A 25,390-nucleotide genomic window follows, 5' to 3' on the forward strand; every position below is an offset into this window, starting at 1 on the left:
ATCGCTATCCTTTTATTGCTCCATTCATCGCACCCTTAATAAAGAAACGTTGCAGGAATAAGAAAAAGACAATAATAGGAATCATTGAAATGATCGCACCGGCAGCAATTAAGCGCCAATCAGATGTGAACGTTCCCTGTAGCATGTTTAATCCAAGTGGCAATGTAAACATATCCTGGTCATTAACAATAATTAATGGCCATAAAAAATCTCCCCAAGCACTAACAAAAGTAAATATCATCAACGTTACCATAGAAGGTTTGACAAGTGGCATTAATATTCTCCACCAAATTTGGAAACTGTTTGCTCCGTCCATTCTCGCTGATTCATCCAATTCCTTCGGTACAGTCAGAAAAGCCTGGCGCATGAGAAATACACCAAAAGCTGTAGTTACATGTGGTAAAACCATTCCCATATATGTATTTTGCAAGCCAAGTTTCAAAGAAATGATATAAACAGGTATCATTAATAATTGAAATGGTATCATCATCGTTGAAAGCACCAAAATAAATATCGTGTTTTTCCCTCTGAATTTCATTCTTGCAAGCGGGTATGCTGCCAGAGAGCAAAATAAAACATTCAAGAATACAGTCAGCACAGCAACTACCACACTATTAAATAAATATCTCCAGAAGGGAAATGTATCCATCACCTTGACAAAGTTAGTTAACGTCGGGCTTTCAGGCAGAAGCTTAGGAGGATATTGGAAGATGTTCTCACTTCCTGACTTCAAAGCAGTGGATAACAGCCATAGAAATGGACCAATCATGAAGATTGTTACGACAATTAATAACATGTATAGAAAAAACTTCTTGATTATCGGGTTATTTGCTTTCGCTTTACTTATTGCCATTCAATTCCCTCCTCTCACGCTGTATTGTCCTTACCCATAAATTTAATATTAATTATGGAAAGAACAAGTGTAATTAAAAATAATACGACACCAGCTGCACTGGCATATCCCATATTAAGTCGATCAAATGCTTCTGTATAAATATAAAACACAAGTGTTTCGGAACTATGTAATGGTCCCCCACCAGTCATAATATAGATCTCCTCAAAGACTTTCATTGCTGCAATTGACGACATAATAGTTACAATGAGCACAAATGGCATCAGCATTGGAATTGTCACCCTTGTTACCTTTTGCCACCAGTTTGCCCCATCGATATCAGCCGCTTCATAAAGATCATTAGGAATGGACTGTAAACCGGCTAAGTAAATAATCATATAATACCCAAGCCCTTTCCAAATGGTCACAACCATAACTGCAAAAATCGCAGTTTGTGTGGAAGTTAACCAATGAATTGGCTCAGAAATGATATTTAAGATATCTAGAACGTAGTTTAATAGACCATTTTCTTTATACACCCAATCCCAGGCAATCCCTGCAACTACTAAGGAAGTTACTACTGGAATATAATAAGCCGAGCGGAAGAAACCAATACCTTTTAATTTTTGGTTAACCAACACAGCTAAAAATATTGGTATAATAACGAGTGCCGGTACGACACCGATCAAGTAAATAAATGTATTTGTTAATGTCTTCCAGAATAAATCATCTTGAAACAAATTTTCATAGTTTGTGGTTCCCACAAATTCAGCGTCTGCAATCATATTATAATCGGTCATGCTTAACCAAAAGGCCTGGAGCATTGGATAAAATATAAAAGCACCTAATATGATTAATCCTGGCAGCAAAAACAAGTACGGTGTAAGCTTATTTGTTTTCAAATCATTCACCCTACCTTTTGGATTTAAAAAAATACTGAGAAAAATACCAGTATTTATTGAAAATCCGAACCGATTCAAACTTATGCTGAATTACGGCTCGGTTTTCTTCTTGTGACAAATTAGCGGAGGAAAAACGCGCAGACTCCTGTGGGAAAATAAGCCTAGATAAGACCCCGCAGTGCGCAGCACGAGGAGGCTTAGCAGCGCCCACGGAAAGCGAAGCGTTTTTCCGTAGCGGAATACCACTAACCTATCAAACTAATGATTTTACTTACTTAAAATTTCATTCCATGCTGCTTCTGCTTGATCTAATGCCTCCTGAGGGCTCATATTTCCAAGCATTGCTTCTGAAATAGCATCATACATGGCTTGACGCAACTCATCATAATTATCCATTGGCTTAATTAACAACTCCGACTCATCAAGCTGTGCTGCAGACTGAATACGAACTAAATCTATTGGCTCTGCATCTTCACCTGCTTCAGTGAAGTATGGATCCTCTAATGCTTCTACTGCAGACGGAAGAATTGGTGTCAACTTCGAGAATTCCAGTTGATTTTCAGCATTTGTCAGGAATAAAGCGAACTTAACTGCTGCTTCCTTACTTTCCGTTTGTTCAGGGACTACAATGTTTTGTACACTAATTGTCTTTTTGCCACTCTCTCCAGTAATACCAGTGGAAGGAAGTGTGTTCTCGTAAATGTCAGGCGCGTTTTCTTTAATTTGTGAGATAAACTGAGATCCCATAAATGTTGCAACTTGTCCTGCCTGATACATATCAATTGTACTTCTTTGATCACCTGTTAATGCTTCACGTGGAATTAAGTCGTCCTGATAAAGCTCTGTAAAGTATTCAAATGCCTCTAAGCCTGCATCCGAATTAAAGGCAGCTTTTGTTCCATCTTCATTAGTTAGGTCTGCTCCCATTTTAACCATATGCTGTAACACCAAAGATAGGTCAAGTGACGGGAAATACCCGTATTTACCTGTTTCTTCTTTAACTGTTTTAGCTACTTTTTTGGCATCCTCATAGGTTACAGGAATGTCTTTTTCAGGATCAAGACCTGCTTCTTCATAAATTGATTTGTTATTAAGAGATACTTCTGTAGATAAGTACCATGGAATAGCAAATGTTGTACCATTAATTTGGTTTGCTTCCCATGCACCTTGAACATATTTCTTTTGATCCTCTTCTGCTACTGCTTCATCCATATTTACCAATGCATCCAAGTCAGCCAATTGGGATGCAAATGTAGGGTTTAAGTTAACCACATCAGGAGCTGAGTTAGAGCTAACAGCTGTTAATATTTTCTGACTTAAATCTGCTGCTGGTACATCCAACCATTTCACCTTAATATTTGGATTCTCTTTTTCAAAATCAGCAATAACACCTTCAATGTAATCTGTGAATGTTGGTTTTAATTGCATTGTCCAAAACTCAATAGTTGCTTCCTCTGAACCACCGGACTCCTTCTTTTCTCCATCTTTCGCTGAAGAATCATCACCATTGCCACATGCTGACATAACAAGCATCGCTATAATTAGCAATAAACTAATTAAACTTTTTTTCTTCATCTCCTAAAAAACCCCTCTCAAATTATCAAGCTCTTTTTTGATGCAAGATTCCGAAATCTTTTTATGTACTTGTTCGCTTTGCAACTCTACTTTGAGCTAAAAAGCGTTGTTGCTATAAAACCTCCTTTTTGTAAGCCTTTCCAACAAAACCGATAGAAGGCTACCTTTCTATTTGCTTTGCTGATTGAATTATATAAAAAAATATTGCGTTAGTCAATATGTTTTTATGAAATTTTATTTCAAATTACTTATATTTCGACAAATTATTCATAGATTGGTAGAATAACTGTTTTTGGTTTACTGTATTAGCCTAAATAAAAAAGCACAGTAAGTCTATTACTGCACTTTTTTATAATAAAACTTTATTATTTCATCACCCCAAATACACACCAATCCCCGGACCAAACGGAATTCCTAAAAACACAAATGCCAGCAACAAAAGAATCCAAACAAGAAGGAAGATCAAGCCATATGGAAGCATTAGTGCAATCAATGTGCCAATCCCGGCTTTTTTGTCATATTCTTTCATGAATGCAAGCACGATGATAAAGTATGGATTCATCGGTGTAATAATGTTCGTTGAGGAATCGGCAATACGATAGGCTGCTTGGATAAATGCCGGGTGATAATCAAGAAAATAAAACATCTTTAAGAAAATCGGTGATTCCAATGCCCATTGTGCTGAACCACTAAAAATAACTAAATTCAATCCTGCAGTAAGCAACACAAAGGCAATTACCGTGCCAATCCCTGTTATTCCTGCGTTCTCCAGAAAGGATGCTCCACTGACTGCCAACCATGTTCCAATATTTGTCCATTCAAAGTATGCAATAAATTGAGCTGCAGCAAAGATTAGGACGATAAAGCCGGACAAATCCTTCATTGCCTCGCCCATAAATGCTGGAATCGATTTAGAACTCGTAATCTTTTTCGTCGTTATTCCATAAGCGATACCCACCGTGATGAAAAAGAGCATGATGATTGGTACAATCCCTTTAAGAAATGGAGAAGGAACCATCCCACCATTTTCATTACGAAGCGGCGAGTCCGGCCAAAGAATTACGACTAGCAACAATCCGATATACGCTAATGCCGCGAAGGTTGCATTACGTAGACCTCTTCTTTCTATCGCTTGAACAGGTTCGAAATCTTTTTGAATATCCCCTTCATATTTTCCAAGGCGAGGTTCGACTATTTTTTCCGTTATCAAAGCGCCCGTAACTGATAATAGAATGACAGATACAAGCATGAAATAATAGTTATCGACAGGTGTTACCGTTACCGCGGTATCCAACGTTCCCATCACTTCTGCGGAAATACCAGACAACACCGCATCTGTATTACTTACAATAATATTTGCCGTAAACCCGGAACCCACACCAGCAAACCCAGCCGCAAGCCCGGCTAAAGGATGTCTGCCAACATTATAGAAAACCATTGCTGCTAAAGGAGGGATGATTACGAAAGCTGCATCTGCAGCAAGATTGCCAAGGATACCTATAAAGATAACGGCATAGGTGATCAGCCCTTTTGGTGCCTTTAGAATCGTGCTTTTGATAAATGTTTCGATTAACCCTACCTTATCAGCAAGGCCAATCCCCAGCATGATCGCCAATACAATGCCTAGTGGTTTGAATCCTACAAAGTTCTCCAACATGGATGTCAGCATGTATTGAATTCCCTCAGCTGAAACAAGACTTTTAATTGCAACCGGCTCCTCCTCCCCAGGCTGCATAAATGTGACATCAAAAGAAGAAATAATCCAGGATAGCAAGATAACAAGAATTGCAAGACTCGCAAACAGCATAAACGGATCTGGCAATCTATTTCCTAACCATTCCACCCTATTTAATATTCTAGTAAGGAACGTATCAGAACCTTTCTTTGCTCGCTCAGCCATTTTCCCACCCCATTGTTCAAAAATTTTATTATCTATGATAACATAATTAATCCTATGAAAATAGTAAGATTTATTAAAAAGACTGTAATCTTTACTTTGCTGATTCCCGTAATTGAATTAAAAAAACCAGACACTTTTCAGTATCTGGCTTCCATTTTTCTTAAGCCCACCACATATCTACAGGCTTTTCTCTAATTAATATATTCTTTAAATTGCCAACCGCAGCCTGAAATCCTTCGTCTACTGACATCAGGGGGTCCTCATGCTCAATACTGACAACGTGATCATAACCATACGTTCTCAACGCGCTAATGATATTGGTCCATTCCTCAACACTATGACCATAACCAACTGAACGGAAGGTCCATGCGCGTGTCTGGACATTGGAATAGGCTTGCATATCCGTAAGTCCATACATGTTTACATTATCCCAATCAATATAGGTGTCTTTTGCGTGAAAATGGTGAATTGCATTTTCCTTACCTAGGATTTTTATAGCTGCTACTGGATCAATCCCCTGCCACCAAAGATGACTTGGATCTAAGTTTGCACCCACTGCATCATTTGTAGCCTCTCTTAATTTGAGCATCGTGTATGGTGTGTGAACTAAAAATCCAGCATGTAATTCGAGTCCTATTTTCACCCCATGATCCTTGGCAAACTGTCCCTGCTCCTTCCAATACGGAATTAATTTTTTCTCCCATTGCCATTCCAAGATGTCCGAATAAGCTGTAGGCCATGGTGTTACCGGCCAGTTTGGATACATCGAATTCTCATTCGAACCTGGCGTACCTGAGAACGTATTTACAATAGGAACATCCATCATTTCCGCAAGTTTAACTGTTTTTATAAAAACATCATGGGAAGCTTGAGCATGTTTTTTATTTGGCGATACTGGATTGTCATGGCAGCTAAATGCACTAATTGTAAGCCCTCTTGAGTGAATCTTTTCAAGATATTCCTTGCGCTTGTCTTCACTATTCAGTAGTTCGTCCATGTTACAATGTGCATTTCCCGGATTTCCGCCTGTACCTATTTCCACAGCATCAAGTCCAGCATTTTTTACACGATCCAGCATTTCTTCAAAGTTTTTGTCTTGAAATAAAACTGCAAATACTCCTAATTTCATCTTTCAGCCGCCTTTCCCCTATGAGAGTTTTACACTTGTTCCACTTTCACTACTTTGATAAATTGCCTCAATTATTTTTGAAACCTTCATTGCTTGTTCCGGCTTAACAACTAATTCACTTTCACCGAGACAGCTATTTACGAAGTTTTCTGCTTGCACTACTCCTGCCTTTTTTTCATTATGCTCGGCTTTTGCCGTTGTTTCCATCATGCTTCCTAGCTTCGGCTGATATAACTCGAATGGATACATATTTAAACCACCTTCTGCTCCGGAGACGCTGAGATGGATTTTATCTTCTTTAATATTAGCAGCCCAGGAACATTCAAATAGAACAGATATGTCATTTTCAAAGGTAATATATGCGGACACATGATCATCTACTTCAAATGTCTGATAATTAAAGGACCCCCAATCATTTATTTGGATGGGTGATTTACTCAAACGATTATATGTTTTTCCGATTACCTCTACCGGCTCAGGATCTCCTAGTAACCACATAGATAGATCAAGTAAATGGCAGCCGAAGTCTATCAAACTCCCCCCGCCTTGCAATTCTTTATTTGTGAAAACTCCCCACCCAGGAACTTTTCTTCTTCTTAAAGCTTGGACTCTCGTGACAAGCGGATCACCTATTTGATTTTCCATTACTGCTCTTTTGGCTATCTGACTAACCTCCGTGTAACGATAATGATAGCCTATCGACAATAACTTCCCAGCTTTTTGAGAAGCTTCGATCATTCTTTCACACTCTTCCGTAGTGATGGCCATTGGCTTTTCACAGAAAACGTGAACACCAGCATTCAAGGCTGCTATAGAAATTTCAGCATGGAATTTGTTAGGCGTGCAGATTGTTACTGCATCTACTACCGCAAATAATTCATGGTAGTTGGAAAATACATGCGGTATATTATACTTTTTCGCAACCTCATCTGCTCTTTCCTCGTTCATATCATTTACTGCCATCAAGGTTACTTTGTCTTGTAGTTGCAAAAATGCTGGAATATGCCTTTCTTGAGCAATGCCACCGACTCCAATAATACCCATACGTAATTTTGTCATTATTTACCCTCTCACATTGCTGATTTTATTTAACTCACTTGATTCTATTGCACTTAGAATTATTTCTAATGATTTCTTCCCTTCTTCTCCAGTAACCAGTGGTTCTTTATCCTCAAGAATACTTTGCACAAAATGATCAATGACATGTGTGGTAGTCTGTCCGCCAGATTCATTTGTTTGAATTTCACCGAGCTTATAATTAACTGCATCACCGTTTTTATATTGCATTACTAAGGAATACGTCGGGTCATCTTCCAGCCGTAAGATGGCATCTTCTCCGTAAATAATTGTCGAGTTATCCTCCCTGGCGTTGTATGCCCAGCTTGCCACTAATGTACCTATGACTCCACTTTCCGATTTCAGAATACAAACCGCATTGTCATCAACATCTGTATCCCCTTTTGCACTTGTTTCAACAAATGCTGCAACATTCGTAATTTCCTCGCCGAGAAGGTAACGTATTAAGTCGGCTTTATGTACACCAAGATCACCCATAGCGCCAATAAATGCTTTATCCTTCTCAAAGAACCAGCTTTCTCTCCCGTCAGCACTCCATCTTTCTGGTCCGCCATGTCCAAACGTGGTTCGGAAGCTATAAACTTTTCCGATTTCTCCACTTGCAATTAATTCTTTTGCCTTTTGGTGGGAAGGAACAAAACGCTGATTATGAGCGATCATCAATTTCCGATTATGTTCTTTAGCAGCCTTAATCATGTTTTCTGCTTCCTCACATGATGTAGCCATTGGTTTTTCGCAGAGAACATGCTTTTTGGCATTCAAAGCAGCAATGGATACTGGAGCATGCAAATAATTTGGTAAACAAATACTCACGGCATCCACATCTTCATTTTGTAAAAGTTCTTCATAGTCTGTATAAGCTTTTGCATGGTATCGTTCAGCCATTTCATCTGCTCTTACTCTCACGATATCGCAAACTGCAGTTATTACCACTTCAGGGTTTGCCTTATATTCGATGAGATGCCTATGTTTTGCGATACTTCCACAACCAATTACCGCCACTTTCAATTTTCCCATTTTTCTCACCTCTATTTATCTAATTTTTCTAACGGTTGTTGATTTCCATAAGAATGTCTTGGTGTATTCGTATTTGCAGCCCATTTAACACCATTTGTTATTACTTTCTGAATCTCCTTGTTATGATAGGTTGGATAGGACTCATGACCAGGTCGAAAATAAAAAATTTTACCACGCCCTCGTTTAAATGTGGCTCCACTGCGAAATACCTCGCCTCCTTCAAACCAGCTAACGAACACTAATTCATCAGGTGCCGGGATATCAAAGTGCTCTCCATACATTTCTTCCTTTTCAAGTTCAATATACTCGCCAAGTCCTTCTGTAATCGGATGGGTTGGGTCAACTACCCACAAACGTTCCTTTTCATCCGCCTCACGCCATTTCAGATCACACGTAGTTCCCATTAATTTTTTAAATACCTTGGAAAAGTGGCCTGAGTGTAAGACAATTAGCCCCATACCCTCGAGGACACACTGCTTCACTCGTTCGGCAATTTCCTCACTCACTTTTTCATGCATCTTATGTCCCCACCAAATTAGTACATCCGTTTCAGATAACACTTCTTCAGTTAGCCCATGCTCCGCTTCGTCAAGTGTTGCTGTTTGTGTCTCATACCCTGCTTCTTGAAGAAAAGAAGCAATCGTTTGATGGATGCCATTAGGATAAATGGATGCGACATTAGAATTTTCCTTTTCATGACGGTATTCATTCCAAACAGTTACTCTCAATTATTTCACTCCTCATCTGTTTTAATAAATACTTTCTTATTTACCTAACCTACAATTCTTATTTCAAGAACATAACCTTAGTTACTACATATATAAGCTGAGAGCATCACATGTTAATCAAAATACACAGCTTTCCCCATTTTTGCTGATTCATAGATTGCCTCCAATATTTGGGTGACAACCAGTGCTTCTTCCGCCTTCACCACCGGCTCTGAATTATTCAGAATACTTTCAATCCACGTGCGCATTTCAAGGTCTTCAGAGCTTTCTGTTTTACCTTCAAAAAACGCAACACTTCCCGGGTCCAATTCAACATTTGTCGTATATAATTTACCAAAGTCCTCTCCATGGATACGAAGACCATCCATCATATCTGCTCCCCCCTCTGTACCGCTTAGGGAGCATTTACCTTCGCCTACATCCAATGTATTCAATGCCCAACTGGATTCAAGGATTACAGTAGCTTCATTTTGCATCTTAATAAATCCGAATGCAGAATCCTCCACCTGAAATGCTTCTGGATCCCAGGGACCAAAAGCGTTAGCAGCTTCTTTCTTTTTGCCAAGCTTATGAAAAACAGATCCCATTACAACTTGCGGACTGTAGTTATCCATCATCCATAGTGTTAAATCAAGCGCATGTGAACCTATATCAATTAGCGGACCGCCGCCTTGTTTTTCATCATCAAGAAACACCCCCCATGTCGGGACCGCTCTTCTCCTAATCGCGTGAGCCTTAGCATAATAAATTTCTCCAAGATCCCCGCGTTGGACTGCTTTATGCAAATACTGGCTGTCAGCACGAAACCGATTGTTATAGCCAATAGACAGTTTTTTCTTCGTTTTCTCAGCAACAGCTAGCATTCTTTTAGCCTCTTCGGACGTCTTTGCCATTGGCTTTTCACACATCACATGCTTACCTGCTTCTAATGCTGCGATCGTAATTTCCGCATGAGATGCATTCGGGGTACAGACGTGGACAACATCAATCGTTGTATCTTTCAACATTTCTCTGTAGTCACCATAAATTTTAGCATCGGCAGTTCCAAATTCCCTTGCAGCTGTCTTCGCTTTTTCGGTATTTCGATTGCAAAAGGCGATAATGTCTACTAAATCTAACTTTTGAAGACCTGGCAGATGTTTTTTTGTGGCGATGGCTCCACAACCAATGATTCCAACCTTCAATTTTTGCGTCATATATACACCAACCTTATTTTCTTTCTATAAAAAGAGCAGTATATTTTATTAAAGATTTATTCACTTCAATTAAATTACTATTGTACTAAAGTTCTTCAATATCACCATTATTCCTTCACAGATCCGGAGGTTAGACCGGAAACAATTCTTTTTTGGAAAAACAGTACCAATATTACAATGGGAATTGTCACGATAACAGTTGCAGCAGAAATGTCGCCCCAAGGAATGGAATATTGACTTTGGTACATGGAAATCCCTACAGGAACTGTTCTCCACATATCATCACTATTAATCGTCAGTGCAAATAAATATTCATTCCAAGCTGCTATAAACACCAGAATCCCTGTCGTAAAAACCCCTGGAGCTGCTAATGGAAATATTATTTTTCGGAATGTTTGAAATGGGCTTGCACCATCCAATTTGGCAGACTCTTCAAGTTCAAAAGGAATTTTTTTAAAGAAAGTAGACAGGATCCATATTGCAAGTGGAAGACTTATAGTTATATATGGAATCACGAGTCCAAGGTAACTATTGCGCAATCCTAGTCCTGTAACCAAATTGAACATGGGAGAGATAATGGCAATCTGCGGGAACATAGACGCAGCAAGCACAAGCCCCAATATCAAACCTTTCCCTTTAATCGGCAGCCTCGTAACCGCATAGGCAGTAAAGGCTGCAAACGCCAGAGATAAAACAGTAGTTAAGGCAGATACTACAAAACTATTGATCATATAACGTACTAATGGTCTGTTCGTTAATGCTGCTTCATAAGAATTGAGTGATGGATCACTCGTAAACCAATTGAAAGAAGAGAATATTTCTCTCGGTGGTTTAATTGAAGTCAAAAATACCCAAATAAAAGGAAACATCACAAGGAAAACAAATATAATCAAAAATAGATAAAAACCAATCCCGCCACGCTTATTCATTTATACCCCTCCTCATTTCGTACGACCTTCAAATAAATCGGAACCGATCAGCTTTACATAAACCAAACTAATAATCGCTACACTAATAAATACAATGACAGAAAGGACGGAGCCTTCACCGAAATTCTGTTGGGCGAATAGCGTCTTATAAGCATATACAGAAATGGACTCTGTAGCATTAGCCGGGCCGCCTCCAGTCAATACATAAATGAGGTCAAATACTCTAAATGCGTCCAAGGTTCTAAAGAGCAATGCAACTAAAATAGATGATTTTAAAAGCGGAAGTGTAATTCGCCAGAACTGATGAATTTTATTAGCGCCATCCACACTTGATGCTTCATATAATGACTGTGGTATTGTCTGCAAACCTGCTAAAAGTAACAAGGCCATATATGGAGTTGTTTTCCATACGTCCGCTAGAATAATAGAAAACATTCCGCCATCCGAAGTTGTCAGAAGCCATGAGGCTCCCGGAATTAGATGTAATACTTCCAAATAATGTGCAACTATTCCCGATTGACCATCATATAAGAATCCCCACATCATAGCAGCTACTGCTGTCGGAATAGCCCATGGAATTAATACAGATGCTCGGATAATTCCTCTGCCTTTAAACGCCCGATTAATGAGGAGGGCAATTGCAAGTCCAAGAACAAGCTCAAATGCCACGGATATAACAGTAAAAAAAGCAGTATTCCCCATCGCCTTCCACATTCGTTGATCTTTTAAATATTTACCGTAATTACTCAAACCAATAAAGTTTGATTTTAAAATATTCCCAGCAGTTGATGCCAATAAATCGGATGATTGCTGAAGCTGTTGGGACAGCTGTTCATTCGTACTTGATTCAGCAATATCCTTCAATGTTGCCGAATGAGATGTTAGTGCTTCCCGATACGATACAGCAAAATCATTTTCAAGCTCGGAATATTTTAATTCCGAATCCTTTACCGGAGTATAATTCATTAACATTTCATCAATTTTTTCTACTTTATTTCTCATTTCTTCATCACTGATCAGCTTAGAATGGTAGCTTTCGATATCCTGTTGTATTTTGTTAATCGTGTCCGTCGTTTCTTTACTGTCTGCATTGTTTGCCAAACTTTCAAGCTGATCGCCTATGTAAAAGTAGTTATCCACATACCTTTCTAAATCTATTGTTGCACGGAGCATAAGCTGTGATCGAGTCGGATCGTTCAGCCTATAGTCAAATAAACTGTTATAAAAGGATTGCGCTACAGGCCAAAGAACAACCACAATGACCAGAAGTAGCGATGGAAGGACCATGGCATAGCCGAGTTGTTTTTCACTCAATTGAAATTTTTGCTTTTTATTATTTTTCATTCTAAGCCTCCTCAGAAATAAGGCAAGATTACCTTATTAAAAGAATAGCAAGATGAGTTTATCGCCCATCTTGCTATTTTCTTCTTCGCCATACTATTCTGCCATTGCCGCTTCAATTTTCGACTGCATATTCTTCGCAGCTTCCTCTGAAGTTTGGTCTCCTGTAAGAACCTTGGAGATTTCAATTTGCATTATATCCGAAACTTCTGGATAAATAGGTGACACTGGTCTAGGAACTGCCGATTCCAACACTTCTCTGAATTCAGGATTTGCAAAAAGAGAACTAACGTCTTGAACTTCCGGGTCATCATACAATGCTTTTAACGTTGGTGCTCTGGAACCTTCCACAGCACTGATTTTTTGCCCTTCAGGTCCAGAAATAAATTTCAAGAACTCCCATGCTTCTTCCGGATGCTCCGTGTATCTGTTGATCATCGTCATCCATCCACCAAGTGCTGCTGCAGTACCCTCATCACCAACAGGAAGCCTAGCCATTTCAACGTTATCTACAATTTCTGACCTCTCTTCATCATTTGAAGAGGACATCATATATGGCCAATTTCTTGCAAATACTGCATTTCCTTCAATCCATGCATTTTCTGTTTCTGTTTCCATAAAATTAAGTATGTTTTCCGGTACAAAATCAGATGTTACAATTTCCTTCATTTTATCCAGAGCTTTTACTGTTTCAGGGCTATCAACTACGACATTATTATTTTCATCGACAACCTCTCCACCATAGGAAGCAATAAATTCTATAGCATTTGTAATTAAGCCCTCATACTGTGCAGCCTGCATAAGGTAACCATGTTTAGTGCCTGCTTCACCTTTTAATTCTCCTGCCATTTCAATTAATTCATCCCAGGTTTTTGGTGGCTCTTCTACAATGTCAGTCCGATAATAAAATACACCGGCATCTGTGAATTGTGGCATTGCCCATTGCTTCCCATTAAAATTAGCAGCTGCTACCGTGCCTGGAAAATAATCTTCCATGTTTATGCCATCTTTTTCAATAAAACGATCCAATTCAAGCACATAGTTTGCTTGAGCAAATTCAGCTGGCCAGATTACGTCAGCGTTAAAGACGTCTATCTCCGTACTCTGGGAACTTAAAGCGGTTACATATTGATCATGAGATTGACCAGTATCTGCTGGCATTTCGCGTTGTTCTACTTTGATATTAGGATGTTTCTCTTCAAAAGCCTTTATAACTGCATCAGTCGCTGGTGTCGTATCAACTCCACGAGCATACACAATGGTAACCGGTTCTGCTTTACTATCTTCTGACGCTCCTTCTTCTTTGCTACTTGTTGAGTCAGAATTCTCAGGGTTGTCTTGTTCTGTTGATCCTGTTCCACTGCAGGCTACGATAAACATTGCCAGCGTGATTAACAATAGATTAACTATTGCCAACTTCCAAATTTTCATTGTTAAGCCCCCTTTTAAGATATCAACCTCAATATTTAATAGAATTTTTTAATAATTGAAATCGATTACATTTGATTTCATTATACGATACATTTCTATGATGTCAATATATTTTTCATAATCTTTTTATTATTGTTTATCCTTGTGTGCGGTAGTGGGAAGTAAAAGTTTGAGTGAGGGGGATTAAGAGGAGAGATCAAAAACTAAATTTATCGATCAAGGATACTCTTCCTCCTTAAAACTATTTAGGCTACAGGCTAACTCCGTAAAAATCCTCCCTCGGAATGAATAATTTGTCCTGTAATCCACTCCGCTTCCTCGCTTGCAAGAAAAGCTATTAGGCGTGCTGCATCCTTTGGCATTCCTATACGCCCCTTCTTAAACTTCGGCAATAGTTCTTTTTTTAATTCCTCTGTCATCCAGCCTGTATCTGTTGGGCCAGGATTAACTGCATTAACGGTAATTCCTAATGAAGCCAGCTCTGCGGATAATGAAGAGGTAAATGCGGATATGGCTCCTTTTGTAGCACCATATGCCAATTCCCCAACCATAGGGCCCAAGTTTTGGCCGGAAGTTATATTAATAATTCTGCCGGAAGTAAACATTGACGCTTCAAAACGTCTTGCAAATTCAACGCTAAGCATCATTGGTGCCCTCATGTTCACGGTATAATGGTCGTCCAACATATCGTCATCAAGTCTTTTATAGCCATCTACTACAGAATGCGCAGCATTATTAATTAGTACGGTAGGCATCCCTAACGCGCCTTCTACTCCATCAAGCACTTGAGTAGACGCATCTGGTTGACGAAAATCAACTTCGATATAATCACATGCCACACCTAAATCCTGAATTTCTTTTTGGAAAATTTCAAGCCACTTATCCTTCGCCTCCCAGCAGGTAAAAAATATATCATAACCCGCCTTCGCCAATTCAAGGCAAACAGCTGCTCCAATTCCATTTGCATGACTAACACCTGTAATGACTGCGACTCGACCAGATCTATTAGTAATAAGAACACCCCATTTCTTAAATTTAAGTTGACTCTCGAATGACTAATTCATGATCCAGAATTAAGCTTTCCACTTCTTTCCCGCTAATTTTATCAATAATCATGTTTGCTGAGATGCAGCCCATTTTGTACATCGGTTGGGCAATTGTTGTTAATGTGGGATGGGTCATATTTGAGAAGCTAATTTTATCAAAACCAATAACCGCGATATCTTCTGGAACATGTAAACCAGCAGAATTAATCTCTTTTAGTGCACCAATAGCCAGAATATCAGATACAGCAAAAACAGCATTCGGGCGTTCACTTTCATTTAAAAGTGAACGCATCGCTTGCTGTCCACTTTCAAACTGAAGATTGTCAAGCTTACGAACCCACCTTGATTCAATCGGCAAATCAAATTCCCGCATCGCTTTCTCGTAACCTCTCCTCCGCTCACGAGCATATAAGAACTTTTCTTCTGTATTAATAAGCGCAACTTTCTTCTTCCCTATTTTTATTAAGTGTTTCACAGCTTGATATGCTGCGAGCTCATTATCAATTGACACATAAGGAATTTCACCCTCTTCGTCAAATTCGCTACACTGTATAATAGGGTGTTGACTGGCAAGGTTATACAGATTTTTACGATTGACTGTCGGATCCATTAATATAATACCGTCAGCTAACCGGTTACGGACCATATTAAAATAAATAGCCTCCCTCTCCGGATTAGAATCTGTTTGACAAAGAAGGATGTTATACCCCTTATCAATCGCCGTATCTTCAATTCCGTTAATGATCTCCGTATAATACGGGTTCGCAATATTAGGAAGCAAAACAAGAAGCAGTCTGCTCTCCGAATTACGTAGATTGCGCCCGAGAACACTTGGTTCATAATTGAGTTCCTTAATCGCTTCATCTACTCTATTTCTTGTCTTTTCCTTGACTGAATTTCTATTATTTAGCACTCTTGAAACAGTTGCAGCAGACACACCTGCTCTTTTTGCAACTTCTTGGATTGTGGCCATAGAATCACCTGACTTTTCATGAAATCGATTACATTTATGTTATATTTAGGAGAAGATATTGTCAAGATTATTGTGGGAAATTTCTTACTGTTTTGAAGTGAGGAATAAAATCAGACTAAAATTGTGGATGAAAGTAGCAAGGTCTCAACAGACATTTAACTGCTTAGTTTTGGTAATGAAATATAACCACCATAATTTAAGATATTGTTAAGTTTAAATTCTATGCTTCAATTAGTCAGCTAAAAAATGTCCCATGCTAAATTACTTTAATATAAGTTTTAATAGATAGATTTTTATCATTCTTCTGCTTCTTTCGTTCTCATTACACATAAGGTTCCTTCTAATGTGTGTGAAGCAGAAAAATAAAATAATTTTTTACCTCTAACTAATTCTAAAATTTTATAAAACCTTTGAATAGCATTATTTATCAAAACTAGTTTAAATCGCAAATTATAATCGACGTTTCAAATAATTAACAACTAACACAAAGTTATTTGTGGCCATTTTACTCTCGAAAAAAATCTCCGCACCTCATCAGGTACGGAGATTTTCCTATAAACTTACTTCCCCCAAACACCATAATCAAGGTGCTTGTATTTATCCAACAGTCTTGTTGGCATGTGCAGGGCGTCTTTACGGAATGGTGGTGCCAGCTGTGTGCCATCAACAAAGATATTAAGCACGGCTGGTTTCTTTTGTTCGAGTACTTCTTTTACTACTGGGCCGATATCCTCTGGCTTTTCAATCGTATAACCGAGTGCACCCATTGACTTGGCAACCTCGGCGAAATCAGGTGCTTCGATATCAGAGCCGATAAAACGGTTATCATAATAGTCTACCTGGTTCTTCTTCTCTGCTGCCCATGATTTATTATTAAATACACATGCAATGACAGGAATATTTTGCTCTACAGCTGTACTGACTTCATGTAGGCTCATGCCCCATGCACCATCACCAATGATTGCTGCGACTGGTGTATTTGGTTCTGCCAGCTGAGCGCCCAATGCTGCTGGGTATGCGAAGCCGGTATTCCCAAATGTTAATGCTGCAATATGGCGGCGTGACTGGTTAAATTTCAGGTAAGCATTCGCAGTGGATGAAACGTTTCCGATATCGGAAGAAATAATTGTTCCTTCAGGCAATGCTTTAGATAGTTCCAGCAATGCACGGCGTGGGTTGATCGGATTGCCATCTTCCATGGCTAGTTCTACCAGCTCTTCATCCCATTCTTGCTTCCGCTTACTTACCTCTTCTAGACGGGCCTGATTGGATACGCCGTTAGGCATCGTTTTAGAAAGCTCTTTATACAAGTTTTCTGCTGTCGCTTTTGCATCTCCAATAATTCCGACTTCAATTGGGTGGGTCCGTGCGATATTTCGTGGGTTAATATCCACTTGAATGATCTTAGCATTTTTCGGGAAGTAATCAATGTCATAGCATGGAAGAGTTCCGAAAACAGATAAGCGTGTACCAATCGCCAGCACGACATCCGCTTCCTGTAATGTATACATCGCAGACTTTGCTCCCATATAACCAATCGGCCCTACTGCTAATGGATGATCAGCCGGGAACGCATCATTATGCATGTAGGAAACAGCTACCGGTGCAGTTAAATGCTCGGCAATTTTAGCTACAGTATCTACCCCATCCGCATCTACTGTACCACGTCCAGAGATAATTACCGGTTTTTCCGCGTTTTTCAATAACTCAACCGCTTTTTCAATGGAAGCCGGATCCCCACTACCTCGTTTGTCTGTACGGTATTGGCTTGGCTCTAAAATATAATCCTCCAGTTCACCATAAAACAGGTCACGAGGGATATCATATAAAACCGGGCCACGTTCGGCATAAGCAATTCGGAATGCCGTACGTAGACAGTCAGCTACACGACTCTTATGTGTAACACGAACAGTCTCCTTCGTAATATCTTCAAAAATAGATACTTGATTCGCTTCTTGGAAGCCGTCCCAGCCGATAGTTGGTGTACCCGCAGATGGGGAAATGACAACCATTGGTGTATGTGCCTGATTTGCTGCTGCAACAGAAGTTACCATATTCGTAATCCCAGGTCCATTCTGTCCAATAACAACACCCGCTACGCCGGAAACACGTGTATAAGCGTCTGCCATATGTGCTGCACTCTGTTCATGACGAACCGGTAAAAAGCGGATGCCTGCTGTTGGGAAGAGATCAAGCATATCCATAAATGCGGAACCAACAATACCGTAAACTTCTTTCACATTCTCTTTCACTAGTGTTTCCACAATTGCCTCACTTGGCGTCATTTTCACCTTTTTGTTTACTGCCTCTTTTACTTCTGCTTGTTGTTTAGCCATTTAAATTCCTCCTATAGATTAATTTATAATAACGCCCTAACTTGTAGTGACGTACGTACCAGTTAATAAGTAAAAGCGTAAGCGCTGATGACGAGCGCCCTCCTACCTACACCTTTTTCGAAAATACAATCTAACAATCTCTAAGAAACCGTTGAAGCAGGATCAGCTGCCTGAACCTCTTCCAGCTTTGCAATTAGATCAAGAAAAATGGTAGCCACATCTTCTTCGGTAGGGACCTTCCTATTTGTTGTTATGCCATTCCCGCTTAATGCATCCTTCACGAGGACTGGGATGTTCTTTTTCAGGTCCACTATATCAATATATTTCAGACCATCTTGCCATATGCCAAATTTTTCATTCCATTCTTCGACTTGCTCCACAGCACATGCTGCAAGTGTCCTTTCATCACCTGTATCCTCACAACCAAGCGCTCGTGCTACATTTGCATAACGCGCTGTTGCTACCTCTAGCCCAAAACGCATGACAAATGGTAAAAGTAAGGATACACTCAAGCCATGTGGGATATGAAATCGTGCGCCAAGCGGTCTGCCTGCTGCATGGGCCAGATTGGTAGAAGCGTTGGAAAAAGCAATTCCTGCATAACAGCTGGATAGCAGCATTTCCTCTCTCGCTTCGACATCCATTCCATTTTCATACACCTTAGGCAAGGCTGTTGTGATAGTTTTCATACTGATAAGTGCATAGTGATCTGTTGTAACAGAAGCATTTGTGGATACATATGCCTCCATAGCGTGTGTCAACGCATCCATTCCGGTGTATGCGGTAAAATGCTTTGGCAGACTAAGTGTTAGCTCTGGATCTAACACAGCCACGTCTGGTAATAAATCCTTATGCCCCGGGTTCATTTTATATTCTGTTTTGCTGTCTTTGATTACCATTACTTTTGTTGCTTCTGACCCTGTCCCTGCCGTCGTTGGCACAGCAATCAGTGGTAACCGGTGTAATCGTTTTGCAGCTGCGATCTCATCCCATTTAATAGCAGGTGTTTTGGCAAATAGGGAAACAGCTTTGGCAATATCAATGGCGCTTCCTCCCCCAATGGCAAGCACACCATCAACCGACTGACCATCGATGGTTGCTAATGCTCCTTCCAGATGGTCTGTCGTTGGTTCCCCCCGATAATCGGAGAAAAACGTTGCTTCTATGTTCTCTTGCTTCAATATACTTTTTAGTCTTTCATCAAGGGCAATCTTAGGACTCGTCAGGAAGCTATCGATGATGACGATAACATGCTGAATTCCTTGTTCCTTGGCAATACCCCCTAATTTATTCAAACTTCCTGCACCTAATTCGATATGTCTTGGTAAGTACGTACTGCTCATCCTTTCCCCTCCTTCATTTTCCCACCATAAAATTGCTCTGCAAATCACCCCTTTCAAGTAATATCCTTTTATTTCATGAAGCCTACGAGCCACATACTAATTTGCGGAATATATGTTACCAGTCCAAGTACAACGAGCATGGATAGCAATAAAATTTTATTGCCCTTAATGACATCTTCAATTTTTAACTTTGCTGCACTTGCTGCAACGAACAAATTCACGCCAACCGGTGGAGTAATAAATCCAATTGCAAGGTTGAAGATCATAATTAATCCAAAGTGAATCGGATCCACACCTAACTCGATCGCCATCGGCAGTAAAATAGGTGTCAAAATAACGATCGCTGCAAGTGCCTCCATGACCAAACCGACTAATAGTAATAAAACATTCAAAAGCAATAGAATGATAAACTTGTTTTCACTAATAGATAAAACAAAGCTGGCTACTGTCTCTGCAATTCTTTCCAGTGTAATCAATCTGCCAAAGATACTCGCCATTACGATGAGCAAGATGATAATCGATGAGGTTACCCCAGCTTTTGATAGACTTCGGTATATGCCTTTAAAATTAAGATCTTTATATACGAATAATCCGATGATCAAGCCATATGCTGCAGCAACCGCCGCTGCTTCGGTTGGCGTCATATAACCACCATAGATTCCGCCAAGAATGATAATTGGAACTAATAAAGCCAGCTTTGCATCCCAGGCCGCTTTCATCATGCTTTTCATGTTGAAGGAGGTCTTCTCCCCTTGCCAGCCATTCTTTTTAGAAATAACATAGGATACGATGATCAATACGAGCCCTGTCAGCACACCAGGCAAGATACCCGCAATAAATAGTTTGGATATGGATTGCTGACCAACAACACCATAAATAACCATTGGATTGGATGGGGGAATAATGACCCCAATCGACCCGGCTGTGGCGATTACTGCTGTAGCAAAGCCTGCATTATAACCTTGCTTGACCATTGCTGGAATGAGAATTGTTCCAATCGCCGCTACTGTTGCAGGACCTGACCCACTAATCGCTGAGAAAAACATACTCGTCACAATGGCGACCAATGCCAACCCACCTGGCAAGAAGCCGAGCAGCTCATCAGACAAATGGAGCAGCTTTTTGATTATTTTTCCTCCCCCCATGATGATCCCTGCAGCGATAAAAAACGGAATGGCCATAATCGGGAAATTATCAATACTTGTAAAGGCGGTTTGTGGAAAAAAGTCAATTGGAATCGCATCTGTTGCAAAAACAGTTGCCAAGGTGCTTATCCCTAAGGAAAAGGCGATAGGCATGCCAATTAGAATAAAGAGAACAAAATAGCCAAAGAGAAATATTGTAATCGAGCCATGCCCAACAATGCCGATTGGAAGAATGACGGCAAGTGCAATTGCAGCAGCAAGCAACCCTTCCTTCATTTCCATGTCCTTTGTATCGAAATAGAACTTTTGAATAAGCCTGATAATCATTAACCCGAAACCAATTGGTACCGCACTATACGGAATGGCCATGGGGATGGATAATGCTGGTGTTGATTGATGTGTACTTAATTGGAATGTAATGAGCTCGGCACCATATTTCAGCATGATATAACTGAAATAAAGCATGAAGATGGTGTTTGCTACCTTAATAGCTCGTTGCACGTGATCTGGGAATCGATTTATTACTACGTTCACTTCAATCGATTCCCCTTTTCTAATAGCAAGACTTGCCCCTAGGAATGATACAAAAATAAATATGTACCTGGAAATTTCCTCTGTCCATGTCGTAATATTAGCGATATCGATAAATGGCAGGGCATAACGGTTAATAACTTGTAGATTAATAAGAATAATGAACGTAAGAAATCCAGCAACAATTAAAACCTCTTCAAATCGACGATCAAGAATTCCAATAAACTTTCTGAAATTGCTTATCGGTTGTATCGGATTACCCTGGTCTTTTACTTTGTCCACCGTAGCTGATCCATGTTCCATCTTTTTCCCTCCATTCCTTAGTTAGTTACCAAAAATATCTTCACGGGTTTTACCAAGTTCCTCCAAGATAATCTCCACATACTCCGGATCAGCCATACCCGGGGTAACAAATTCATCCCAAACAGGCTCTACTGCTTGCTTCCATTCCTGCATTTCTTCTGCTGTAGGCTCATAAATTTCAATTCCGTAATCAATGAATTGCTGCTTTGCTTCCGCTTCACGCTCATTTGCCCGGTTTCTTTGCCACTCCATCGCTTCCTGGCCGGCAGACATTATGATGCTTTGCTGGTCATCCGTCATCCTGTCAAACATAGCTTTATTCATAACGACCATGTCCGAACTATAGTTATAATTGACTTCTGTGGCATAGCTTAATACCTCTTGGTGCTTCGTATCCCATAGGAGAGAATAACTGTTACCTTCCCCCTCCACGGTCCCTTGCTGTAATGCAGTAAATACCTCTGACCAGGCAACTGGCGTCGGGCTTGCTCCAAACACTTCAAAATCCGCCTGCTCAATCTTTGAATTGGTTGTTCTTATCTTCATCCCTTTTAAATCCTCAGGTTTTTTGATCGGTTTCTCATTATTAACAATTTGTCTAAAGCCATAGTCCGGAAAGAAAACGACCTTGAAGCCCGACTTTTCCATTTCCTTGCGAATAACGTCGCCAGGCTTTCCATCAATAGCCTTATACACTTCCTCTTTGTTTTCAAAAATATATGGTAAATCCCATGCGGTGAAATAATTTGTAAAGCTGGTCATATTAGGAGTGGAAGAGCTCGCAAATGCGATACTGCCACGCTGTGCACTTTCAATAACTTCTCGATCATCACCAAGCAATCCATCATGATATGTTTCCACAATGATTTGCCCATTTGATTTTTCCTTTACCAGCTCGGCAAACTTATCGATTCCCTGTGAAACGGGATGATTGCTCGATTTCGATTGTGCTGCCCGTAATACGATTACCTCTGAGTCGATGGCACCAGCACTTTTGGAAAGTTTTATATCCCCTGCTATAACAATGAACAAAAAAGCAACGATACTTATGACCAGCGTGGCATGTTTCTGTATCCCCTTCATTCTTTTCCCTCCCATTTGTTACCGCTTACATTTATTATCTAAAATTAAGGACTACCTCTCAGCCCGTTTCTTTTCGACTTTACGCGAAAGACATATTTATCTGGTCGATAATAGCCTCGATAAAATTCCAGCGGATTACCAAGTTCATCCGCAATAATTCGTTCAACAGTTAAAACACTTGCTCCTTTTGGTATGCCTAGTAATCCAGCTACCCTTGCATCCGCATCTTCTGTAGAAATAATTTGTTCCGCTTCTGCAAGCGTGATCCCCATTTCATTTTCAAGCAGATCAAAGATTGTTTCTGTTCCTAAATCATAGGAGGATAATTTTAACCCAACAGACAACGGGTAATAGTGCTCTTCAATCGCCAATGGTTCTCCGTCTGCATACCTTAATCGCTCAATCCGATACAGATCCATATTGAAAATGTCGATCGTATGATCCTTTACATTAATTTGTTCAGCAGCTAATAATTTGCTGCTTGGGGTCATACCCATATTTTTAATCGTTTCTGTCAGGCTGTTTAAGTTAGATAACCATTCCTGAATAGGCTTTCCTTCATTGATGAAGGTCCCTTTTCCATGTACCTTTTTCAATATACCGTCATTGACCAGTTTTGCAATGGCTTGACGTACCGTCGTTCTACTGACTGTATATGCTTCAATAAGCTCTCGTTCACTCGGGATTTTATCTTTGTACATTCCAGCTTTAATTTGCTTAACAAGCGCATTACTAATTTGCACATGAAGCGGTATAGGGTTATTTGAATCAATCAATAGAAATCACCTTTTCCCTAAATAAGTGGTAATGATGTACCTACCAGTTATTAAATTATTTGATTTTTTTAAATAAATTAATTGTTAGTAACATTTAAACAAAATAGTTAGACAATTGCAATATGTTAAATAATATTTAGTTATTGGTATTGCTTATAGGTTATATTGTGAAATTTTATAATTGAGGGTATAAGGTTGAAGAGAAACAAAGTGATTACTACGTATAAGCCTTGAACAGGTATAAGGTCTTGCAAGGACGAACAGCTTTATTACAACAAGAATAACCAAAAGCATTTATGCAAAACCTAGCCTTGAGGTGACGTAACATGACGGATAAATCAAAAAAGAAGTTTGACATCCCCACTCCAGCAAATACGGATGGAGAAATCAGTGCGAGTACCGGTCTTCAAACGAACAAGCCCTTTGACAGAGCGGAAAACTATGCAGGAGATTCCGTAGACGAGCATAAAGAATTAGAAGGCGCCAATGAATATTTGGCAAGTAAACAAATATCGTAAATAAATAATAATTCGTGACTGCTTAACGAAAAAGTGATATGAGGATCTAATTGCTTATAGGTGTCTAAAACAAAAAAACACCAGGTAATTATTTCACATACCTGGTGTTTCTCTATGGTTTTTCGCTTTTTCTTCATCCAATTCTCACTCAAAACTATCGAGCAATTTACGTACTTCGTCTGTGGTCTCCGTGCTCATTAGCTGGTTTCGAAGCTCACTTGCTCCGCGGAAACCACGAACATAAATTTTAAAGAAGCGGCGTAACGGTTTGAACGGACGCGGCTCCAATTTTGCATATTTATCATGGAGATCAAGATGCAATCGCAAAAGCTCAAGTAGCTCTTCACTGCTATGTTCTTTCTTTTCCAATTCAAATGCATATGGGTTATGAAAAATTCCTCGTCCGATCATAACTCCATCGACTCCATATTGATTTACAAGCTCCAAGCCCTTTTGTCGATCAGGAATATCTCCATTGATCGTCAACAAGGTATGTGGTGCGATTTCATCACGAAGCTTTTTTATTTCAGGGATGAGCTCCCAATGTGCGTCGACATCGCTCATTTCTTTTTTTGTACGCAGATGAATGGAAAGATTGACGATATCCTGTTCAAATAAGTGTTTCAACCATTCACGCCATTCGTCCACATTTGTGTACCCAAGCCTTGTCTTCACACTTACAGGTAATCCCCCTGCTTTTGCTGCTTGGATGATATCTGCTGCTACGTCCGGGCGACGGATCAGTCCGCTTCCCTTCCCTTTTGCTGCGACATTGTGAACGGGACAACCCATATTGATATCAATTCCTTTAAATCCTTGTTTGGCCATCCCGATACTCATTTCTCGAAAGTTTTCAGGCTTGTCTCCCCAAATATGTGCGACCATCGGCTGCTCATCTTCGGTAAATGTGAGACGACCACGTACACTAGAGATGCCTTCCGGATGACAAAAGCTTTCTGTGTTTGTAAACTCGGTGAAAAACACATCCGGTCTTGCTGCTTCACTCACTACATGCCGAAAAACAACATGTGTTACATCTTCCATTGGTGCTAATATAAAAAACGGCCGAGGTAAATCGTGCCAAAAGTTATCTTTCATTTTCAAAATTCCTTTCCTAACAGACAATAAGGGTGCCCTTATGCCAAAAATAAAAAGCAAAGTTATCTTTGCCTCCTTATAGTTATACCAAATTTATTAGGTTTCTGTCACCCCCCTGCTATCATGCAACGTGGTTAAAACTTTATACATAGATTTTTGTTAATCCAAGTTATCACTTGTC

The 25,390-nt window shown here is 39.8% G+C and carries 21 protein-coding genes; 1 reads left to right on the plus strand and 20 read right to left on the minus strand.

Going from position 1 to position 25,390, the window contains the following annotated elements; all coding sequences use genetic code 11:
- Positions 1-4: 4 nt before the first annotated feature.
- The 19 genes from X953_RS14935 to X953_RS15025 form a co-directional block, all read right to left on the minus strand.
- A complete protein-coding gene (locus tag X953_RS14935; protein ID WP_052350156.1) occupies positions 5-853 on the minus strand; it encodes a carbohydrate ABC transporter permease in 849 nt (282 codons plus the stop codon).
- 14 nt (positions 854-867) lie between these two features.
- Positions 868-1,734 carry a carbohydrate ABC transporter permease gene (locus tag X953_RS14940; protein WP_040956302.1) on the minus strand — a complete coding sequence of 289 codons (867 nt, stop codon included), beginning with the start codon at positions 1,732-1,734 and terminating at the stop codon, positions 868-870.
- 267 nt (positions 1,735-2,001) lie between these two features.
- On the minus strand, positions 2,002-3,309 hold the full coding sequence (locus X953_RS14945) for an ABC transporter substrate-binding protein (protein ID WP_040956303.1): 1,308 nt from the start codon (positions 3,307-3,309) through the stop codon (positions 2,002-2,004).
- A gap of 373 nt (positions 3,310-3,682) precedes the next feature.
- A complete protein-coding gene (locus X953_RS14950) occupies positions 3,683-5,209 on the minus strand; it encodes an AbgT family transporter (protein WP_040956304.1) in 1,527 nt (508 codons plus the stop codon).
- Positions 5,210-5,369: 160 nt separating this feature from the next.
- Positions 5,370-6,338: a sugar phosphate isomerase/epimerase gene (locus tag X953_RS14955; RefSeq protein ID WP_040956305.1), complete on the minus strand. Its 969-nt coding sequence runs from the start codon at positions 6,336-6,338 to the stop codon at positions 5,370-5,372.
- 18 nt (positions 6,339-6,356) lie between these two features.
- A complete protein-coding gene (locus X953_RS14960; RefSeq protein WP_040956306.1) occupies positions 6,357-7,397 on the minus strand; it encodes a Gfo/Idh/MocA family protein in 1,041 nt (346 codons plus the stop codon).
- A 3-nt stretch (positions 7,398-7,400) separates the two neighbouring features.
- Positions 7,401-8,432, minus strand: coding sequence for a Gfo/Idh/MocA family protein (locus X953_RS14965; RefSeq protein WP_040956307.1), 1,032 nt, complete (start codon positions 8,430-8,432; stop codon positions 7,401-7,403).
- An 11-nt stretch (positions 8,433-8,443) separates the two neighbouring features.
- Entirely contained in the window at positions 8,444-9,160 is a 717-nt protein-coding gene (locus X953_RS14970; RefSeq protein ID WP_040956308.1) for a ThuA domain-containing protein, read from the minus strand.
- Positions 9,161-9,273: 113 nt separating this feature from the next.
- Complete coding sequence (locus X953_RS14975) at positions 9,274-10,356, minus strand: Gfo/Idh/MocA family protein (RefSeq protein ID WP_040956309.1); 1,083 nt, start codon at positions 10,354-10,356, stop codon at positions 9,274-9,276.
- Positions 10,357-10,463: 107 nt separating this feature from the next.
- Entirely contained in the window at positions 10,464-11,285 is an 822-nt protein-coding gene (locus X953_RS14980; protein ID WP_040956310.1) for a carbohydrate ABC transporter permease, read from the minus strand.
- Positions 11,286-11,297: 12 nt separating this feature from the next.
- The gene (locus X953_RS14985; protein ID WP_040956311.1) at positions 11,298-12,629 is read right to left on the minus strand and encodes a carbohydrate ABC transporter permease; all 1,332 of its coding nucleotides are present in this window, start codon (positions 12,627-12,629) and stop codon (positions 11,298-11,300) included.
- Positions 12,630-12,722: 93 nt separating this feature from the next.
- Positions 12,723-14,057: an ABC transporter substrate-binding protein gene (locus X953_RS14990; RefSeq protein WP_040956312.1), complete on the minus strand. Its 1,335-nt coding sequence runs from the start codon at positions 14,055-14,057 to the stop codon at positions 12,723-12,725.
- Between the two features lie 257 nt (positions 14,058-14,314).
- Complete coding sequence (locus X953_RS14995) at positions 14,315-15,070, minus strand: SDR family oxidoreductase (RefSeq protein ID WP_040956313.1); 756 nt, start codon at positions 15,068-15,070, stop codon at positions 14,315-14,317.
- A 22-nt stretch (positions 15,071-15,092) separates the two neighbouring features.
- Entirely contained in the window at positions 15,093-16,076 is a 984-nt protein-coding gene (locus X953_RS15000) for a LacI family DNA-binding transcriptional regulator (RefSeq protein WP_040956314.1), read from the minus strand.
- 560 nt (positions 16,077-16,636) lie between these two features.
- Positions 16,637-18,412, minus strand: a complete 1,776-nt coding sequence (xsc, locus tag X953_RS15005; protein WP_040956315.1) for a sulfoacetaldehyde acetyltransferase — start codon at positions 18,410-18,412, stop codon at positions 16,637-16,639.
- Between the two features lie 140 nt (positions 18,413-18,552).
- Positions 18,553-19,755: an iron-containing alcohol dehydrogenase gene (locus X953_RS15010; RefSeq protein WP_040956316.1), complete on the minus strand. Its 1,203-nt coding sequence runs from the start codon at positions 19,753-19,755 to the stop codon at positions 18,553-18,555.
- Between the two features lie 68 nt (positions 19,756-19,823).
- Positions 19,824-21,734, minus strand: a complete 1,911-nt coding sequence (locus X953_RS15015) for a TRAP transporter large permease subunit (protein ID WP_084715715.1) — start codon at positions 21,732-21,734, stop codon at positions 19,824-19,826.
- Positions 21,735-21,755: 21 nt separating this feature from the next.
- Positions 21,756-22,817: a TRAP transporter substrate-binding protein gene (locus X953_RS15020; RefSeq protein WP_040956317.1), complete on the minus strand. Its 1,062-nt coding sequence runs from the start codon at positions 22,815-22,817 to the stop codon at positions 21,756-21,758.
- Positions 22,818-22,861: 44 nt separating this feature from the next.
- Positions 22,862-23,593, minus strand: a complete 732-nt coding sequence (locus tag X953_RS15025) for a GntR family transcriptional regulator (RefSeq protein ID WP_040956318.1) — start codon at positions 23,591-23,593, stop codon at positions 22,862-22,864.
- Between the two features lie 326 nt (positions 23,594-23,919).
- Here X953_RS15025 and X953_RS15030 point away from each other — a divergent pair, with 326 nt between their 5' ends.
- Positions 23,920-24,111: a hypothetical protein gene (locus X953_RS15030; RefSeq protein ID WP_040956319.1), complete on the plus strand. Its 192-nt coding sequence runs from the start codon at positions 23,920-23,922 to the stop codon at positions 24,109-24,111.
- A 144-nt stretch (positions 24,112-24,255) separates the two neighbouring features.
- Here the strand turns inward: X953_RS15030 and X953_RS15035 are convergent, their stop codons facing one another.
- The gene (locus tag X953_RS15035) at positions 24,256-25,209 is read right to left on the minus strand and encodes a tRNA-dihydrouridine synthase (protein ID WP_040957157.1); all 954 of its coding nucleotides are present in this window, start codon (positions 25,207-25,209) and stop codon (positions 24,256-24,258) included.
- Positions 25,210-25,390 lie beyond the last annotated feature (181 nt).

The sequence above is a fragment of the Virgibacillus sp. SK37 genome (assembly GCF_000725285.1).
Lineage (GTDB): Bacteria > Bacillota > Bacilli > Bacillales > Amphibacillaceae > Virgibacillus_Q.

Coding starts and splice junctions, on each gene's coding strand:
- X953_RS14990 (WP_040956312.1), bottom strand. CDS start 14,057: ATGAAAATTTGGAAGTTGGCAATAGTTAATCTATTGTTAATCACGCTG.
- X953_RS14965 (WP_040956307.1), bottom strand. CDS start 8,432: ATGGGAAAATTGAAAGTGGCGGTAATTGGTTGTGGAAGTATCGCAAAA.
- X953_RS14985 (WP_040956311.1), bottom strand. CDS start 12,629: ATGAAAAATAATAAAAAGCAAAAATTTCAATTGAGTGAAAAACAACTC.
- X953_RS14960 (WP_040956306.1), bottom strand. CDS start 7,397: ATGACAAAATTACGTATGGGTATTATTGGAGTCGGTGGCATTGCTCAA.
- X953_RS14945 (WP_040956303.1), bottom strand. CDS start 3,309: ATGAAGAAAAAAAGTTTAATTAGTTTATTGCTAATTATAGCGATGCTT.
- X953_RS14975 (WP_040956309.1), bottom strand. CDS start 10,356: ATGACGCAAAAATTGAAGGTTGGAATCATTGGTTGTGGAGCCATCGCC.
- X953_RS15030 (WP_040956319.1), top strand. CDS start 23,920: ATGACGGATAAATCAAAAAAGAAGTTTGACATCCCCACTCCAGCAAAT.
- X953_RS15015 (WP_084715715.1), bottom strand. CDS start 21,734: ATGGAACATGGATCAGCTACGGTGGACAAAGTAAAAGACCAGGGTAAT.
- X953_RS15035 (WP_040957157.1), bottom strand. CDS start 25,209: ATGAAAGATAACTTTTGGCACGATTTACCTCGGCCGTTTTTTATATTA.
- X953_RS15000 (WP_040956314.1), bottom strand. CDS start 16,076: ATGGCCACAATCCAAGAAGTTGCAAAAAGAGCAGGTGTGTCTGCTGCA.
- X953_RS14935 (WP_052350156.1), bottom strand. CDS start 853: ATGGCAATAAGTAAAGCGAAAGCAAATAACCCGATAATCAAGAAGTTT.
- X953_RS14955 (WP_040956305.1), bottom strand. CDS start 6,338: ATGAAATTAGGAGTATTTGCAGTTTTATTTCAAGACAAAAACTTTGAA.
- X953_RS15010 (WP_040956316.1), bottom strand. CDS start 19,755: ATGAGCAGTACGTACTTACCAAGACATATCGAATTAGGTGCAGGAAGT.
- xsc (WP_040956315.1), bottom strand. CDS start 18,412: ATGGCTAAACAACAAGCAGAAGTAAAAGAGGCAGTAAACAAAAAGGTG.
- X953_RS14950 (WP_040956304.1), bottom strand. CDS start 5,209: ATGGCTGAGCGAGCAAAGAAAGGTTCTGATACGTTCCTTACTAGAATA.
- X953_RS14980 (WP_040956310.1), bottom strand. CDS start 11,285: ATGAATAAGCGTGGCGGGATTGGTTTTTATCTATTTTTGATTATATTT.
- X953_RS15020 (WP_040956317.1), bottom strand. CDS start 22,817: ATGAAGGGGATACAGAAACATGCCACGCTGGTCATAAGTATCGTTGCT.